A 17,684-nucleotide genomic window follows, 5' to 3' on the forward strand; every position below is an offset into this window, starting at 1 on the left:
ACGCCCGGTTACATTCCGAACCCGGAAGCTAAGCCTTTCAGCGCCGATGGTACTGCAGGGGGGACCCTGTGGGAGAGTAGGACACCGCCGAACAACCCGCCCTTTTAGCTCAGTCGGCAGAGCGTCTCCATGGTAAGGAGAAGGTCAACGGTTCGATTCCGTTAAAGGGCTCAGAGAAAAGGCCCCCGCCTATAGGCGGGGGCCTTTTTGCGTTGTCCTGGACAGGGCGGAAGAAGGGGCCTCCGAGGAGGCCCCTTCTTCCTACTTCTCGGGTTCCTGCAGGCGCAGGGTCAGGATGGCCATGTCGTCCGAGGCGGGGGCCTGGGCGAAGCGCTCGACCGCGCGGAGGATACGGCCGCCGACCGCGCCGGCCGTCAGGCCCGTACAGGTCCTGAGGGCGTCGGCGAGGCCGTCGTCGCCGAGCATCCGGGTGCCCTCGCGGCGCTCGGTGACGCCGTCCGTGACGCACAGGAGGACATCGCCGGGGTCGAGTGTGAAGGTCTGCTCGTACAGCTCCAGGTCCTCCATCACGCCCAGGAGCGGCTGGGGTTCGGCGGCCGGGATGACCGTGCCGTCGGGGCGGAGGCGGAGCGGGAGCGGGTGGCCGGCGCAGACGACCTTCAGGACCGCCGAACCGTCGGTCTGCGGGCGGAGTTCGCCGTACAGGAGGGTCAGGAAGCGGCTGCGGGCGCCCTCGTCGAGGATGGCCGCGTTCAGCCGCTCCAGGACCGCCGGGCCGCCGAAGCCCTCGCGGGCCAGGAGGCGCAGGGCGTGCCGGGCCAGGCCCGTGACGGCCGCGGCCTCCGGGCCCGTACCGCAGACGTCGCCGATGGCGAAGCCGTAGACGTCCTCCCTGATGGGGAAGACGTCGTAGAAGTCGCCGCCGACCTCGTTGCCCTCGCCGGCCGCGCGGTAGATGACGTCCACCTCGACGCCGGGGATCTTGGGGAGCTCCGGGGGGAGGAGGCTGCGCTGGAGGGACTGGCTGATGGCGTTGCGCTCCGAATAGAGGCGCGCGTTGTCCAGGGCCAGGGCGGCTCGGCGCGAGAGGTCCTCGGCGAGCTCCAGGATCTCCTGGCGGAAGTGGTCCTCGGCAGGGCGGCCCAGGGTCAGCATGCCGATCACGCGGTTGCGGGCGACCAGGGGCAGGACGACCGTCTCGCCGGCGACCGCGCCGGCCGTGGCCAGGGCGGTGTCGATGCCGGAGGAGAGCGGGCTGCCGAGGTGTTCGAGCTCGCGGGCCGAGGCGGCGAGCGCGGCCCGGTGGGCGGCGTCGCCGGGGGCCGTCCAGAGCCGGGCGCCGGGGGTCGGCACCGGGTCGGGCGGGGCGATGGAGCCGAGGAGGGCCTTCAGGCCGTCGATGCGGTCCTCGTCCTCGTGGAGCACGTACGAGAGGTACGGGTCGGAGGCCGGGTCGGCGATCGTGTAGACGGCGCACCAGGTGGCCAGGGTGGGGACCGTCATCTGGGCCATGAGGGCCAGGGTCTGGTCGCGGTCGAGGGTGCCGGCCAGCAGGTCGGAGGCCTCGACGAGGAAGCTGAGGGAGCCGCGGCGGAGCCGTTCGAGCTCGCCGAGACGGGCGGACTCGACGGCGAGGGCGATGCGGTCGGCGGCGAACTGGAGGCGGAGGGCCTCCTCGTTCGAATAGCGGTTCGCGGCCTCGGCGGCGACGCCGAGGGAGCCGGTGAGACGGCCCTCGACCTTGAGGGGGACCGTGACGACCGAGCGCATGCCGGTGCCTTCGAGGAGGGGGACGGCGCCGGGGACGGCGGCCAGGTCCTCGTGGACGGCGGGCATGCGGGCGGAGCCGTAGCGGCTGGCGCCGGTCTCCACCGGGACGCGGGCGAAGCGCTGGCGCGCGGCCGGGAGGCCGGTCGTCGCCCGTACCTCCAGCTCCGTCTCGTCGTCGGTGGCCAGGAGGAGGAAGGCGGAGTCGCCGTCGAGCATGTCCCGGGCCCGCTCGACCGTGCGCTGGAGCAGGCCGTCCAGGTCGTCGGGGGCGGGGGAGCCGATGAAGACCTCGAAGGGGTCCGTGGCGCGGCTCTCCGCGGTCGGGTCGGCGGCCGGGCGCTGCGGGGTCTGGAGGACGGCGCGCTCGTCCTCCCGTACCAGCAGGCAGACGGTGGAGGGCTCGCCCTCGGCATCGCGTACCCGCAGGTGGGAGGCGTACACGGGCATGACGCGGCCGTCGGCGCGGCGGAGCCCGTAACTGCCTTCCCAGCGGGAGAGGCGGAGGGCCTCGGCGAGGCCGGTGCCGATGCCGGGGGTGTGCGGCCAGGCGGCCAGGTCGCCGAGGGGTTTGCCGGTGACCTGCTCGGGGGCGTACCCGAAGAGCTCCTCGGCGTCCTCGTTCCAGGAGGTGATGGCGCCGCCCTGGTCGATCTGGACGACGGCGACGCGGACGCGGCTGTCGGCGACCGGGAGGAGGGCGTCGGGGAGGACCGGGCCGGCGGAGCGGGTGCCGACGGGGCGCTGGGGGAGGGAGAGGTGGAACCAGACGTGCTTGCGGGTGGGGGAGTAGTCGACGCCCCAGCGGTCGGCGAGGGCGGCGCACAGGAGCAGGCCCCGGCCGTTCTCCCGGTCGGGGCTCGCGAGGGTGCGGCCGCTCTGGACGGGGATCTCGCGCTCCGGGTAGCGGTCGGCGACCTCGACGCGGATGCTGTCCTCGGAGCGCACGCACAGGACGTCGGCGGCGGTGCCGGCGTGCACCACGGCGTTGGTGACCAGTTCGCTGGTGAGGACGACGGCGTCGTCGACCAGCTCGGGATGGCCCCAGCCCTGGAGGGTGTCCCGGACGAACGCCCGGGCGGCGGCGACGGACCGTCCGACGGGCTCGAAGGTGGCAGTCGCCCGCGCGGTGGTCACAGCACTCCTCGTACGCGTCTCGACGCCCGGCTCTGCCATGCTCGGTCTGCCCCTCCCGCTGCCCGGTGGTCGTACGCGCCACACCGCCCCCGCCGGGCTGACCGGGGCGGCTGGACAGCCGGATGCCAGGTTACTTACCTTCGGCGTCCCCGCGGAGGCCGGTCTCCGCTGTTTCCGCCCTGCGGGGGTGGGGACCTTGTGCGAAGCTGCCGAACTGTTATCGCCTGGTTCGGTCGCGGTGAAACACTGGGAATGCTTCGGCGGGAGCCGGAGCGGAACGGTCGAACCCCTTTCGGGAGGGACACGGTGGAGTCTGGCACGGCGGCGCGGCGTGGCAGCGGCAGCGGCACGCGCGCGAGGGGCGGGCGTTCCCGTGGGGGGACGGTGCAGGTGGACGCGGCCGCGCTGGAGCGGTTGCTGTCCGCGCTGGTGTCGATGCGCGACGGGAATCTGCGGAGGCGGCTGACCGTCTCCGGCGACGGGGTGATGGCGGAGATCGCGGCCGTCTTCAACGAGGTCGCGGACCGGCAGATGCACGTGACCGGGGAGCTGTCGCGGGTGCGACGGGTCGTCGGGCGCGAGGGCAAGCTGTCCGAGCGCCTGGAAGCGGGGGCGACGGAAGGTGCCTGGGCGGCGGCGATCGAGGCCGCGAACGCCCTGGTCGACGATCTGGCGCGGCCGGTGTCCGAGGTGAGCCGGGTGCTGACGGCGGTCGCCGAGGGCGACCTCGAACAGCGGATGGACTTGCGTTCGGAGGGTTCCGACGGGACGGTGCGGCCGCTGCGCGGCGAGTTCCTGAAGGTCGCGCGGACCGTCAACCACCTCGTGGACCAGCTGTCGGTCTTCGCGTCCGAGGTGACGCGGGTGGCGGTCGAGGTGGGTACCGAGGGCATCCTCGGCGGTCAGGCGCACGTACGGGGCGTGTCCGGGTCCTGGAAGGACCTCACGGACTCCGTCAACACGATGGCGAACCAGCTGACGGCACAGGTGCGGGACATCGCCCTGGTGACGACGGCGGTCGCGAACGGCGACCTGTCGCAGAAGGTCACGGCGAACGTGGCCGGCGAGATGCTGTCGCTGAAGAACACCGTGAACACGATGGTGGACCAGCTGTCGTCGTTCTCGTCCGAGGTGACCCGGGTCGCCCGCGAGGTGGGTACGGAGGGCGAGCTCGGCGGTCAGGCCGAGGTGGCCGGGGTCGCGGGCGTGTGGAAGGACCTCACCGATTCCGTCAACACGATGGCGGGCAACCTCACCAATCAGGTGAGGGGGATCGCGGAGGTGACGACGGCGGTCGCGAACGGCGACCTGTCGCAGAAGGTCACCGTGAGCGCGCGCGGCGAGATCGCCCAACTCGCCGACACCATCAACCAGATGACGGACACCCTGCGGACCTTCGCGGGCGAGGTGACCCGGGTGTCCGGCGAGGTCGGCGCGGAGGGTCTGCTCGGCGGGCAGGCGCAGGTGCCGGGCGCGGCGGGCACCTGGAAGGACCTCACCGACTCGGTCAACACGATGGCTAACCAGCTGACGGCGCAGGTGCGGGACATCGCCCTGGTGACGACGGCGGTGGCGAACGGTGATCTGTCGCAGAAGGTCACGGTGGACGTGGCGGGCGAGATGCTGTCGCTGAAGAACACCGTGAACACGATGGTGGACCAGCTGTCGTCGTTCTCGTCCGAGGTCACCCGGGTCGCCCGCGAGGTCGGCGTCGAGGGCCGGCTCGGCGGGCAGGCGCAGGTGCAGGGCGCGGCCGGCACGTGGAAGGACCTCACCGACTCGGTGAACACGGCCTTCCACAACCTCACCGGGCAGGTGCGGGACATCGCGCAGGTGACGACGGCGGTCGCGAACGGCGACCTGTCGCAGAAGGTCACGGTGGACGTGGCCGGCGAGATGCTGGAGCTGAAGAACACCGTCAACACCATGGTGTCGCAGCTGTCGTCCTTCGCCGACCAGGTCACGCGGATGGCCCGGGACGTGGGCACCGAGGGCCGGCTGGGCGGTCAGGCGCGGGTGGACGGGGTCTCCGGCCGCTGGCGCGAGCTGACCGACTCGGTGAACTTCATGGCCGGGAACCTCACTTCTCAGGTGCGGCAGATCGCGCAGGTGACGACGGCCGTGGCGCGCGGCGACCTGTCGCAGAAGATCGACGTGGACGCGCGCGGCGAGATCCTGGAGCTGAAGAACACCATCAACACGATGGTCGACCAGCTCTCCGCCTTCGCCGACCAGGTGACCCGGGTGGCCCGCGAGGTGGGCACCGAGGGCCGGCTGGGCGGTCAGGCGCAGGTGCCGGGCGTCGCCGGCGTGTGGCGGGACCTCACCGACTCGGTGAACAGCATGGCCGGGAACCTCACGGCCCAGGTGCGCAACATCGCGCAGGTCGCCACCGCGGTCGCCCGCGGCGACCTGTCGCAGACCATCGACGTGGACGCCCGGGGCGAGATCCTGGAGCTGAAGAACACCCTCAACACGATGGTGGACCAGCTGTCGTCCTTCGCGGACCAGGTGACCCGGGTCGCCCGCGAGGTGGGCACCGAGGGCATCCTCGGCGGCCAGGCCGAGGTGCAGGGGGTCTCCGGCACCTGGAAGGACCTGACCCAGTCGGTGAACTTCATGGCGAACAACCTGACCTTCCAGGTCCGGAACATCGCCGAGGTCACCACCGCCGTCGCCCGCGGCGACCTGTCGAAGAAGATCACCGTCGACGCCAAGGGCGAGATCCTGGAGCTCGTCACCACCGTCAACACCATGGTGGACCAGCTGTCGAACTTCGCCGACGAGGTGACCCGGGTGGCCCGCGAGGTGGGCACGGAGGGCATCCTCGGCGGCCAGGCCCGGGTGCGCGGGGTCACCGGCATCTGGAAGGACCTGAGCGACAACGTCAACCTGATGGCCAACAACCTGACCAGTCAGGTGCGGAACATCGCCCGGGTCTCCTCGGCGGTCGCCAACGGCGACCTCACGAAGAAGGTGACGGTCGAGGCGCGCGGCGAGGTCGCCGAGCTCGCCGAGACCGTCAACACGATGGTGACGACGCTGTCCTCGTTCGCCGACGAGGTGACCCGGGTGGCCCGCGAGGTGGGCACCGACGGCATCCTCGGCGGCCAGGCCCGGGTGCCCGGCGGCTCCGGCACCTGGAAGGACCTCACCGACTCGGTGAACAGCATGGCCGACAACCTCACCGGCCAGGTGCGGCAGATCGCCGCGGTCACCACCGCCATCGCCAAGGGCGACCTCACCAAGAAGATCGACATCGAGGCGCGGGGCGAGATCCAGGAGCTGAAGAACACCATCAACACGATGGTCGACCAGCTGTCGAACTTCGCCGAGGAGGTCACCCGCGTGGCCCGCGAGGTGGGCACCGACGGGCAGCTCGGCGGCCAGGCGCGGGTCCGGGACGTCGAGGGCACCTGGAGCGACCTCACCCTCTCCGTGAACGAGATGGCCGGGAACCTCACCCGGCAGGTGCGCGCCATCGCGGCCGTCGCCACCGCGGTCACCCGCGGCGACCTCAACGTCAAGATCGACGGTGTGGACGCGGCCGGCGAGATCCAGGCGCTCCAGGAGAACATCAACACGATGATCGCCAACCTGCGCGACACGACCCTCGCCAACGACGAGCAGGACTGGCTGAAGTCCAACCTGGCCCGCATCTCCGGCCTCATGCAGGGCCGCCGGGACCTCGACGACGTGGCCTCGCTCATCATGAGCGAGCTGACGCCGGTGGTCTCCGCCCAGCACGGCGCCTTCTTCGTGGCGACGCCGACCGGTGCCGCCAACCACGACACCGAACTCGTCGGCGAGGGCAGCGGCTCGTACGAGCTGCGCATGCGCGGGAGTTACGGCTACTCCGCCGGCTCCATGCCGACCTCCTTCCGCCCCGGCGAGACGCTCATCGGGACGGCGGCGGAGGAGAAGCGGACCATCCAGGTCAACGTGCCGCCGGGCTACCTGAAGATCTCGTCCGGGCTCGGCGAGGCCTCGCCCGCGCACGTGATCGTGCTTCCGGTGCTCTTCGAGGGCAAGGTCCTCGGCGTGATCGAGCTGGCGTCCTTCCAGCCCTTCACCCAGATCCAGCGGGACTTCCTCAACCAGATCGCCGAACTGATCGCGACCACGGTCAACACCATCAGCGTCAACACCAAGACCGAGGTGCTGCTCAAGCAGTCCCAGGAGCTCACCGAGCAGCTCAAGGAGCGGTCGGCCGAGCTGGAGCACCGGCAGAAGGAGCTCCAGAACTCCAACGCGGAGCTGGAGGACAAGGCCGAGCTGCTGGCCCGCCAGAACCGCGACATCGAGGTCAAGAACACCGAGATCGAGGAGGCCCGGCAGGTCCTGGAGGAGCGCGCCGAACAGCTCGCCGTCTCCATGCGCTACAAGTCCGAGTTCCTCGCCAACATGTCGCACGAGCTGCGCACCCCGCTCAACTCGCTGCTCATCCTGGCCAAGCTGCTCGCGGACAACGCCGACACCAACCTCACCCCGAAGCAGGTCGAGTTCGCCGAGACCATCCACGGCGCCGGCTCCGACCTGCTCCAGCTCATCAACGACATCCTCGACCTGTCGAAGGTCGAGGCGGGCAAGATGGACGTCTCCCCGACCCGGATCGCGCTCGTGCAGCTCGTCGACTACGTGGAGGCGACCTTCCGGCCGCTCACCGCGGAGAAGGGACTGGACTTCTCGGTCCGGGTCTCGCCCGAGCTGCCCGCCACGCTCCACACCGACGAGCAGCGGCTCCTGCAGGTGCTGCGCAACCTGCTGTCGAACGCGGTGAAGTTCACCGACTCCGGCGCGGTGGAGCTGGTGATCCGGCCGGCCGGCGCGGACGTGCCGCAGTCCATCAGGGAGCAGCTCCTGGAGGCCGGTTCGCTGCGCGACGCCGACGGCGACCTGATCGCCTTCTCGGTGACGGACACCGGCATCGGCATCGCGGCCAGCAAGATGCGGGTCATCTTCGAGGCGTTCAAGCAGGCCGACGGCACCACCAGCCGCAAGTACGGCGGTACGGGCCTCGGGCTGTCGATCAGCCGGGAGATCGCCCGGCTGCTCGGCGGCGAGATCTTCGCGGCGAGCGAGCCGGGCCGCGGCTCCACCTTCACCCTCTACCTGCCGCTGAACCCGACCGAGGTGCCGCCGCACGGGTACGGGCAGGGCGAGGCGGACGAGCCGGGCACGGAGGCCGAGGACGGCCGGTCCGGCCACACCTTCCCGCACTTCCCGCCCGCGCCCGTACGGAGCGAGGCGCGGTCGGGCGCCGGTGCGCTCTTCCGGCACCGGCGGAAGGCCGAGGCCGCGGCGGAGACGCCCGCGGGGGCGGTCGCGGGCGAGGCCCGGGGTGCGGTCCCCGGGCAGCAGGGGCCGGAGGACGCCCTCGGGGAGACCACGGGCGCGCAGCCGGAGCGCGGCGCGGAGCCGCGCCGCACCTTCTCCTTCGCCGGCGAGAAGGTCCTCATCGTCGACGACGACATCCGCAACGTCTTCGCCCTCACCAGCGTGCTCGAACAGCACGGGCTCGCGGTGCTGTACGCGGAGAACGGGCGGGAGGGCATCGAGGTCCTGGAGCAGAACGACGACGTGACGGTCGTTCTGATGGACATCATGATGCCGGAGATGGACGGGTACGCGACGACGACCGCGATCCGGCGGATGCCGCAGTTCGCGGGGCTGCCGATCATCGCGCTCACCGCGAAGGCGATGAAGGGCGACCGGGAGAAGGCGATCGAGTCGGGGGCCTCCGACTACGTCACCAAGCCGGTCGACCCGGACTACCTGCTGTCCGTCATGGAGCAGTGGATGCGGGGCGAGTGAGGGCCCGCCGCCGGGTGCCGGGCCCCCACGGGACCGGCACCCGGCGGCGTACCTCCGGGGAGGCGCGGCGTACTGTCGCCGTCGGCGTGTGAGGGCGCCGGATCCGGGGAACCTTCTCGACCCGCGCCCCGTTTCCGCACTGTGCACAGTGACATCACGGTGACAGGGTGTGGCGACGGGCGGGGTGCGGCTACGATGACCGGCACAAGGACGGACGGCACCAGGAAGCCGTCCTCCGGGGCGGCGCCCGGTGCTTCTCCCGGTTCCGGCAGTGGTTCCGGAAGCCGGGTCGAGCCGTTGCCGGGACGAGGAGGACGGGGCATGGTGCAGAAGGCCAAGATCCTCCTGGTCGATGACCGGCCGGAGAATCTGCTGGCGCTGGAGGCCATTCTCTCCGCGCTCGATCAGACGCTGGTGCGGGCATCGTCCGGGGAGGAAGCGCTCAAGGCGCTGCTGACGGACGACTTCGCGGTCATCCTGCTCGACGTCCAGATGCCCGGTATGGACGGCTTCGAGACCGCCGCGCACATCAAGCGCCGCGAGCGGACCCGGGACATCCCGATCATCTTCCTCACCGCGATCAACCACGGCCCGCACCACACCTTCCGCGGGTACGCGGCCGGCGCGGTCGACTACATCTCGAAGCCGTTCGACCCGTGGGTGCTGCGCGCCAAGGTCTCCGTCTTCGTCGAGCTGTACATGAAGAACTGCAAGCTGCGCGAGCAGGCGGCGCTGCTGCGGCTGCAGTTGGAGGGCGGCGGGGAGGGCGGCCAGGGCAAGGAGGCCGCCGGGCTGCTCGCCGAGCTCTCCGCCCGGCTCGCCGCCGTCGAGGAGCAGGCCGAGGCGCTCTCCAAGCAGCTCGACGACGAGTCGGCCGACGCGGCGGCGGTCGCCACCGCCGCGCACCTGGAGCGCAAGCTCACCGGCCTGCGGCGGGCGCTGGACGCGCTGGAGCCCGGCACCGGAGGCGTACCCCCGCTGCCCGCGCAGAGCTGAGCCCCCGTCACCCGGGGCCGGTCCGCGGTGACCGGCCGTCAGCTTCGTGCCGGGGCAAGGACGACACGTTCGGGTGAGGCGGACAGCCCGGCCGCTCACCGGTAACCTCGACATCATGGCTTCACGTACGTCCGGCAAGGGCTCACAGGGCACCGCACCATCGCGCGCCGGACGGACCACGGGCGCCGCGAAGAAGACCGCCGCCAAGACCGCCAAGTCCACCGCGAAGGCCCCGGGCAAGGCGCCCGCGAAGAAGGCGGCGGCCCGGAAGGCCGCGCCCGCCAAGCGCGCGCCCGCGAAGAAGACCGCGGCGAAGCGGCCGGCGCCCCGGCCCGCGCCGTCCCCGACCGGGGGCGTGTACAAGGTGGCGCGGGGTGCCGCGCATGGCGTCGGCGCGATGTTCCGGGGGATAGGGCGCGGCGCGAAGGGGCTCGACCCCGCCCACCGCAAGGACGGGCTCGCGCTGCTGCTGCTCGGCGGCGCGCTGATCGTCGCCGCCGGCACCTGGTCCCATCTGGACAACCCGGTGGGCGACCTCGTCGAGATGCTGGTCACCGGCGCCTTCGGCCGGCTCGACCTGCTCGTCCCGCTGCTCCTCGGCGCCATCTCCTTCCGGCTCTTCTGCTACCCGGAGCGGCCCGAGGCCAACGGCCGGATCGTCATCGGGCTCTCCGCCCTGGTCATCGGCGTCCTCGGGCAGGTCCACATCGCCTGCGGTTCGCCGGGCCGGGACTCCGGGGCGGAGGCCATGCAGGACGCGGGCGGGCTGATCGGCTGGGCGTCCTCCCAGCCGCTGGTCTTCATGACGGGGGAGGCGCTCGCCGTCCCGCTGCTCGTGCTGCTCACCCTCTTCGGACTGCTCGTCGTCACCGCCACCCCGGTCAACGCGATCCCGCAGCGGCTGCGCGCGCTCGGTGTCCGGCTCGGACTGGTCGAGCCCGCGTACGAGGAGACCGCCGAGGAGTACGCCGGGCACGACGACGACGCGTACGAGCCGTACGACGACCCGCGGGAGGCGCCGCGCGCCGCCCGGCCGGTCCGACGCCGCGGCGGGCCCGCCGATCCGTACGACGTGGACCGGGCCGAGGCGGACGCCCTGGAGCGGCGCGGCCGCACCACCCGGCCGCGCACCAGCGCCCCAGAGCCAGACCTGGGCCTGGACCCGGTCGACGTGGCCGCCGCCGCGGCCGCCGCGCTCGACGGCGCGGTGCTCAACGGGATGCCGCCGTCGCCGCTGGTCGCCGACCTGACCCGGGACGTGACCGCCGAGCGGGCCGCCGCCCTGGCCGAGGGCGCCGAGGGGGCGACGGACGAGGCCACCGGGCCCGTACCGCCGATGCCGAAGGCGCCGCCGAACGTGCCGACCGCGCGGGGCGGGCAGAAGCGGCCGGCGGGGGGCGGTCCCGTACCGGATCTGACCAAGCCGGCGCCGGATCCGACGGACCTGCCGCCGCGGGCCGAGCAGCTCCAGCTCGCCGGCGACATCACGTACTCGCTGCCCTCGCTCGACCTGCTGGAGCGGGGCGGGCCGGGCAAGACCCGCAGCGCCGCGAACGACGCCGTCGTCGACGCGCTGTCGAACGTCTTCACCGAGTTCAAGGTGGACGCGGCCGTCACCGGCTTCACCCGGGGGCCGACGGTCACCCGGTACGAGGTCGAGCTCGGGCCCGCCGTGAAGGTCGAGAAGATCACCGCCCTGACGAAGAACATCGCCTACGCGGTGGCCTCGCCCGACGTGCGGATCATCTCGCCGATCCCCGGCAAGTCCGCGGTCGGCATCGAGATCCCGAACAGCGACCGCGAGATGGTGAACCTCGGGGACGTGCTGCGGCTCGCGGACGCGGCCGGGGACGAGCACCCGATGCTGGTCGCGCTCGGCAAGGACGTCGAGGGCGGCTACGTGATGGCCAACCTGGCGAAGATGCCGCACGTGCTGGTCGCCGGCGCCACGGGCTCCGGCAAGTCCTCGTGCATCAACTGCCTGATCACCTCGGTGATGATAAGGGCGACCCCGGAGGACGTCCGGATGGTGCTCGTCGACCCCAAGCGGGTCGAGCTCACCGCCTACGAGGGCATTCCGCACCTGATCACCCCGATCATCACCAACCCCAAGCGGGCCGCCGAGGCCCTCCAGTGGGTGGTGCGCGAGATGGACCTGCGCTACGACGACCTGGCCGCCTTCGGCTTCCGGCACATCGACGACTTCAACCAGGCGATCCGCGACGGCAAGGTGCAGCTGCCGCCCGGCAGCGAGCGCGAGCTCAAGACGTACCCGTACCTGCTGGTCATCGTCGACGAGCTCGCCGACCTGATGATGGTCGCGCCCCGCGACGTCGAGGACGCCATCGTCCGCATCACCCAGCTGGCCCGCGCGGCCGGCATCCACCTGGTGCTCGCCACCCAGCGGCCCTCGGTGGACGTCGTCACCGGTCTGATCAAGGCGAACGTGCCGTCCCGGCTCGCCTTCGCCACCTCCTCGCTCGCCGACAGCCGGGTCATCCTCGACCAGCCGGGCGCCGAGAAGCTCATCGGCAAGGGCGACGGCCTCTTCCTGCCGATGGGCGCGAACAAGCCGACCCGCATGCAGGGCGCCTTCGTCACCGAGGCCGAGGTCGCGGCCGTCGTGCAGCACTGCAAGGACCAGATGACGCCGGTCTTCCGGGACGACGTCACCGTCGGCACCAAGCAGAAGAAGGAGATCGACGAGGAGATCGGCGACGACCTCGACCTGCTGTGCCAGGCGGCCGAGCTGGTCGTCTCGACCCAGTTCGGCTCCACCTCGATGCTCCAGCGGAAGCTGCGGGTGGGCTTCGCCAAGGCCGGACGGCTGATGGACCTGATGGAGTCGCGGAACATCGTGGGCCCCAGCGAGGGCTCCAAGGCGCGCGACGTGCTCGTCAAGCCGGACGAGCTGGACGGGGTGCTCGCGGTGATCCGCGGGGAGTCGGAGGAGTGACCGGACGGGGCGCGTGCGCCGGCCGGGGCGGGGTATCCGTTCGAGACCTGGCCGAGACTCACTCGTAAGGGAACAGAGGGCAACCGTTTCCCCTCGTCGTACGTCAAGTTGGACGGTGGGACAGAAGGATGTCCCACCGTCGTGGAAGTACAGCCTCCTGGCCTACAAACCGCACCCGCCCGGTTGCCCCACCCTTTCGTACCACCCATAGACTGAACGTCCAGCAGGTGGCTACACGCTCGAAAGGCGCTCTCGTGTCCATCGGCAACTCCCCCGAAGACGACCGGACGTTCCCGTCAGACGACCGGGAACCGATCGGTCGCACCCTCCAGCAGGCCCGCATCGCCGCCGGCCTCAGCGTCGAAGAGGTCAGCGCCTCCACCCGTGTCCGGATCCCGATCGTGCACGGCATCGAGGAGGACGACTTCTCGCGCTGCGGCGGCGACGTCTACGCGCGCGGTCACATCCGCACGCTCGCGCGCGCCGTCGGGCTCGATCCCGCGCCGCTGATCGAGCAGTACGACGCCGATCACGGTGGCCGTCCCTCGCCCACCCCCGCCGCCCCGCTGTTCGAGGCGGAACGCATCCGCCCCGAGCCCCGCCGGCCCAACTGGACCGCGGCCATGGTCGCGGCGATCGTCGCCGTCGTCGGCTTCGTCGGCTTCACGATGTTCAACGGCGCCGACGGGCCGAAGGGGACCACGGCCGCCGAGGGCGGCCCCGCCCCGGCCCCGGAGAAGGCGTCCTCCCCGGCCAAGCCGAAGCCCGTCAAGCCCGCCCCCAAGCCGACCGGCAGCGCCATCGCCGCCGTCCCGGCCGACAAGGTCACCGTCAAGCTCACCGCCGACGGCAAGAGCTGGATCTCCGCCAAGGCCTCCGACGGCAAGATGCTCTTCGACGGCTTCCTCCAGGAAGGCGACACCAAGACCTTCCAGGACGACGAGCAGGTCGATCTCGTCCTCGGCAACGCCGGCGCGATCGAGCTCTACGTGAACGGCAAGAAGGTCTCCGGAAAGTTCGAGGACGGCCAGGTGGAGCGCCTCAGCTACACCAAGGGCGACCCCGAGGCCGGCTGACCGGAGCGGGAGCGGTGTGACCTCCGTCGCGCAGGTGAACCCTGAGCGACGGGGTCACGTCCGGGACGAAGTAGTCTTGAGTCCATGCCCGAACGCCGTACCGTCGCCCTTGTCACTCTCGGCTGCGCCCGTAACGAGGTGGACTCGGAGGAGCTCGCAGGCCGCTTGGCAGCGGACGGCTGGGAGCTCGTCGAGAACGCCGAGGACGCAGACGTCGCCGTCGTCAACACCTGTGGCTTCGTCGAAGCCGCCAAGAAGGACTCCGTCGACGCCCTCCTCGAAGCCAATGATCTGAAGGATCACGGCAAGACCCAGGCCGTCGTGGCCGTCGGCTGCATGGCCGAGCGCTACGGCAAGGAGCTCGCCGAAGCCCTTCCCGAGGCCGACGGCGTGCTCGGTTTCGACGACTACGCCGACATCTCCAACCGCCTCCAGACCATCCTCAGCGGTGGCAGTGTCGAGGCCCACACCCCGCGTGACCGTCGCAAGCTCCTCCCGCTCTCCCCGGTCGACCGCCAGCAGGCCGCCGCCGACGTAGCCCTCCCGGGCCACGGGGCCGCCGAGGAGCCGCAGAACGTCCCGGGCGACCTGCCCGAGGGCCTCGCGCCCGCCTCGGGCCCGCGCGCCCCGCTCCGCCGCCGCCTCGACCGCAGCCCCGTCGCCTCCGTGAAGCTAGCCTCCGGCTGCGACCGCCGCTGCTCCTTCTGCGCCATCCCGTCCTTCCGCGGCAGCTTCGTCTCCCGCCGTCCGTCGGACGTGCTGAACGAGACGCGCTGGCTCGCCGAGCAGGGCGTCAAGGAGGTCATGCTGGTCTCCGAGAACAACACCTCGTACGGCAAGGACCTCGGCGACATCCGCCTCCTGGAGGGCCTGCTGCCCGAGCTCGCGGCCGTCGACGGCATCGAGCGCGTCCGGGTCAGCTACCTCCAGCCGGCCGAGATGCGCCCCGGCCTCATCGACGTGCTGACCTCCACCGACAAGGTCGTGCCCTACTTCGACCTGTCGTTCCAGCACAGCGCCCCCGACGTGCTGCGCGCCATGCGCCGCTTCGGCGACACCGACCGCTTCCTCGACCTGCTCGCGACGATCCGCGAGAAGGCCCCGACGGCCGGCGCCCGGTCCAACTTCATCGTCGGCTTCCCCGGCGAGACCGAGGCCGACTTCGCCGAGCTGGAGCGTTTCATCACCCACGCCCGGCTCGACGCCATCGGCGTCTTCGGCTACTCCGACGAGGACGGCACCGAGGCCGCCACGTACGAGCACAAGCTCGACCAGGACGTCGTCGACGCCCGCCTCGCCCACCTCTCCCGCCTCGCCGAGGAGCTCACCGCGCAGCGCGCGGAGGAGCGGATCGGAGAGATGCTGGAGGTACTGGTGGAGACCGAGGACGAGGAGGACGGCTGGATCGGCCGCGCCGCCCACCAGGCCCCCGAGACGGACGGGCAGGTGATCCTCACCGACGGTGGTGGCGCGGGCCTCGACCTGGCCCCGGGCCGTATGGTCAGGGCGAAGGTCGTGGCCAGCGAAGGCGTCGACCTCGTGGCGGAGTGTGTCGAGGAGGTGGGCAGATGACCGGAGTCCCGGCATCCGCGACGGGCGGGACCGGCAGGCCGGCGCCCCGCGGCAAGCTGGGCTCGGCGGCCGTGAACCCCGTCAGCGTCTGGAACATCGCCAACATCCTCACCATGATCCGGCTCGTCCTCGTGCCGGGCTTCGTGGTGCTGCTCCTCCAGGACGGCGGGCACGACCCCGTCTGGCGGGCCTGGGCCTGGGCGGCGTTCGCCGTCGCCATGATCACGGACGTCTTCGACGGACATCTCGCCCGCACGTACAACCTGGTCACCGACTTCGGGAAGATCGCCGACCCGATCGCCGACAAGGCGATCATGGCCGCCGGACTCATCTGCCTGTCGGGACTCGGCGATCTGCCGTGGTGGGTGACGGGGGTGATCCTGGCGCGCGAGCTGGGGATCACGCTGATGCGTTTCTGGGTGATCCGGCACGGAGTCATCCCGGCCAGCCGCGGCGGCAAGATGAAGACGCTCGCCCAGGGCACGGCCGTGGGCATGTACGTGCTCATGCTGACCGGCCCGCTGGCGACGCTGCGCTTCTGGGTGATGGCGGTGGCGGTCGTGCTGACCGTCGTCACCGGACTGGATTATGTGCGACAGGCGGTCGTGCTGAGGCGCAAGGGGCTGGCGGCCGAGCGGGCCGAGGCCCGCTCGGAGGCGACGGAGGCCTCGGCGCGATGAGCGCGGTGGCCGCCCGCGTCCTCGGTCTGCTCGTGGAGCGCGGCCAGACGCTGGCCGCCGCCGAATCGCTCACCGGTGGCCTCGTGGCCGCCGAGCTGACCGGGACGCCCGGGGCGTCCCGGGCCTTCCGGGGCTCCGTCACCGCGTACGCGACCCCTCTCAAGCACGAGCTCCTGGGGGTGGACGCCGGCCTGCTGCGGGAGCGCGGGGCGGTGGATCCCGAGGTCGCGGTGCAGATGGCACGGGGTGTGCGCGAGCGGCTCGGCGCCGACTGGGGGATGGCGACGACCGGGGTCGCGGGGCCCGATCCGCAGGACGGCCAGCCCGTGGGGACCGTCTACGTGGCGGTCGCCGGACCCGCCACGACAGGCGCGGCGGCCGGGAAAGTGGTGTCGTTGAGATTGAACGGCGATCGCGCGGACATCCGTAGAGAGAGCGTGCGGAGCGTGCTGGAACTGCTCCACGCGGAACTCTCGGGAAATGCGCGGGCACAGGATACGGAACAGAACGGGGGGAATTGATGTTTGCAGCCCTGAGTGAACACGACATCGCTCCCCGCACGGCCGCGGCGCGAGGCGGTACGGTGGGGCGTGAAGGATGCGGCTACGCGGTCCGAGGAGGGAGCCACCGATGATTCTGCTCCGTCGCCTGTTGGGTGACGTGCTGCGTCGGCAGCGCCAGCGCCAGGGCCGTACTCTGCGCGAAGTCTCCTCGTCCGCCCGAGTCTCGCTCGGCTATCTCTCCGAGGTGGAGCGGGGGCAGAAGGAGGCTTCCTCCGAACTGCTCTCCGCGATCTGCGACGCGCTGGACGTACGGATGTCCGAGCTCATGCGGGAAGTGAGCGACGAGCTGTCACTGGCCGAACTGGCCGCGTCGGCGGCTTCGAGCGAACCGGTGCCTGCGCCGGTCCGTCCGATGCTCAATTCGGTGTCGGTGACGTCGGTGGCCGGTGTGTCCACCGAGCGGGTGACCATCAAGGCGCCCGCGGAGGCCGTGGACGTCGTCGCCGCCTGAACCCCCGAACGGGTCGAAGCCCCGGTCGGTGCCCCTTGACGGGGGCACCGACCGGGGCTTCGACGTGATGTTCTTTCGCTTCGAAGCTTTTGGCCGAGCTTCTGCGCTTTTGTTTGAGATGTCGGATTCCGGACAGGCGTGCCATGGTGGGGGAGACGTTCGACTGGTTGGAGAGTCCGCATGTCTGTCGTGAAGAGCCCGCTGTCCGAGACCGACCTCAAGACGGTCGGCACCGCCCTCCAGGGCGCGCTGGTCGACCTCGTCGATCTGGCCCTGGTCGCCAAGCAAGTGCACTGGAACGTCGTCGGGCCCCGGTTCCGCTCCGTCCACCTCCAGCTCGACGAGGTGGTGGACACCGCGCGGCTCCACTCCGACACCGTGGCCGAGCGTGCCGCGGCGCTCGGGGTCAACCCGGACGGGCGGGCGGCGACGGTGGCCACCAGCAGTGCCATCGGCACGGTGCCGGAAGGCTGGATCAAGGACGCGGACGCCGTGCGGATCCTGGTGACCTCGCTCGGCGCCGTTATCACCCGGATGCGGGAACGGGTGGACGTCACGGGTGATCCCGACCCCGTCAGCCAGGACATCCTCATCGGCCTCACGGCGGACCTCGAGAAGCACTCCTGGATGTTCCAGGCCGAGAGCGCCTGAGCAGGTCAGGGGCTGATGAGGGGTCTGACCTGCGTAGGAACCCAACTCGTAACGACTCAA

At 71.3% G+C, this 17,684-nt stretch carries 10 protein-coding genes, 1 tRNA gene and 1 rRNA gene; 11 read left to right on the forward strand and 1 reads right to left on the reverse strand.

Annotation, left to right across the window (positions count from 1 at the left end):
- Together rrf and ABZ621_RS37150 are read left to right on the forward strand one after the other, a co-directional pair.
- Positions 1 to 93: ribosomal RNA gene (gene rrf, locus ABZ621_RS37145) — 5S ribosomal RNA — on the forward strand; the annotation flags it as partial.
- Between the two features lie 5 nt (positions 94 to 98).
- Positions 99 to 171: transfer RNA gene (locus tag ABZ621_RS37150), tRNA-Thr, on the forward strand.
- 90 nt (positions 172 to 261) lie between these two features.
- On the opposite strand, the gene ABZ621_RS37155 is transcribed toward ABZ621_RS37150, so the two are convergent.
- The gene (locus ABZ621_RS37155; RefSeq protein ID WP_360611531.1) at positions 262 to 2,904 is read right to left on the reverse strand and encodes a SpoIIE family protein phosphatase; all 2,643 of its coding nucleotides are present in this window, start codon (positions 2,902 to 2,904) and stop codon (positions 262 to 264) included.
- Positions 2,905 to 3,171: 267 nt separating this feature from the next.
- On the opposite strand from ABZ621_RS37155, the gene ABZ621_RS37160 reads away from it, so the two are divergent.
- The 9 genes from ABZ621_RS37160 (at position 3,172) to ABZ621_RS37200 (ending at position 17,624) form a co-directional block, all read left to right on the forward strand.
- Positions 3,172 to 8,679, forward strand: a complete 5,508-nt coding sequence (locus tag ABZ621_RS37160) for a HAMP domain-containing protein (protein ID WP_360611533.1) — start codon at positions 3,172 to 3,174, stop codon at positions 8,677 to 8,679.
- A 321-nt stretch (positions 8,680 to 9,000) separates the two neighbouring features.
- Positions 9,001 to 9,675: a response regulator gene (locus tag ABZ621_RS37165; protein ID WP_169094221.1), complete on the forward strand. Its 675-nt coding sequence runs from the start codon at positions 9,001 to 9,003 to the stop codon at positions 9,673 to 9,675.
- A gap of 115 nt (positions 9,676 to 9,790) precedes the next feature.
- Positions 9,791 to 12,631, forward strand: coding sequence for a DNA translocase FtsK (locus ABZ621_RS37170; RefSeq protein WP_360611535.1), 2,841 nt, complete (start codon positions 9,791 to 9,793; stop codon positions 12,629 to 12,631).
- Positions 12,632 to 12,885: 254 nt separating this feature from the next.
- Positions 12,886 to 13,707, forward strand: a complete 822-nt coding sequence (locus tag ABZ621_RS37175) for a helix-turn-helix domain-containing protein (protein WP_360611537.1) — start codon at positions 12,886 to 12,888, stop codon at positions 13,705 to 13,707.
- An 84-nt stretch (positions 13,708 to 13,791) separates the two neighbouring features.
- Positions 13,792 to 15,279, forward strand: a complete 1,488-nt coding sequence (gene rimO / locus ABZ621_RS37180) for a 30S ribosomal protein S12 methylthiotransferase RimO (RefSeq protein ID WP_360611539.1) — start codon at positions 13,792 to 13,794, stop codon at positions 15,277 to 15,279.
- Complete coding sequence (gene pgsA / locus ABZ621_RS37185) at positions 15,276 to 15,959, forward strand: CDP-diacylglycerol--glycerol-3-phosphate 3-phosphatidyltransferase (protein WP_360611540.1); 684 nt, start codon at positions 15,276 to 15,278, stop codon at positions 15,957 to 15,959. Before rimO ends, pgsA begins: the two co-directional genes overlap by 4 nt.
- A complete protein-coding gene (locus ABZ621_RS37190) occupies positions 15,956 to 16,480 on the forward strand; it encodes a CinA family protein (RefSeq protein ID WP_360611542.1) in 525 nt (174 codons plus the stop codon). The genes pgsA and ABZ621_RS37190 overlap by 4 nt, the downstream gene beginning before the upstream one ends.
- Before the next feature lie 109 nt (positions 16,481 to 16,589).
- Entirely contained in the window at positions 16,590 to 16,973 is a 384-nt protein-coding gene (locus ABZ621_RS37195; protein ID WP_189952888.1) for a helix-turn-helix transcriptional regulator, read from the forward strand.
- A 180-nt stretch (positions 16,974 to 17,153) separates the two neighbouring features.
- Complete coding sequence (locus ABZ621_RS37200; protein ID WP_360611544.1) at positions 17,154 to 17,624, forward strand: DNA starvation/stationary phase protection protein; 471 nt, start codon at positions 17,154 to 17,156, stop codon at positions 17,622 to 17,624.
- The last annotated feature ends 60 nt before the right edge of the window (positions 17,625 to 17,684 follow it).

Source organism: Streptomyces sp. NPDC007863, from assembly GCF_040633895.1.
GTDB lineage: Bacteria > Actinomycetota > Actinomycetes > Streptomycetales > Streptomycetaceae > Streptomyces.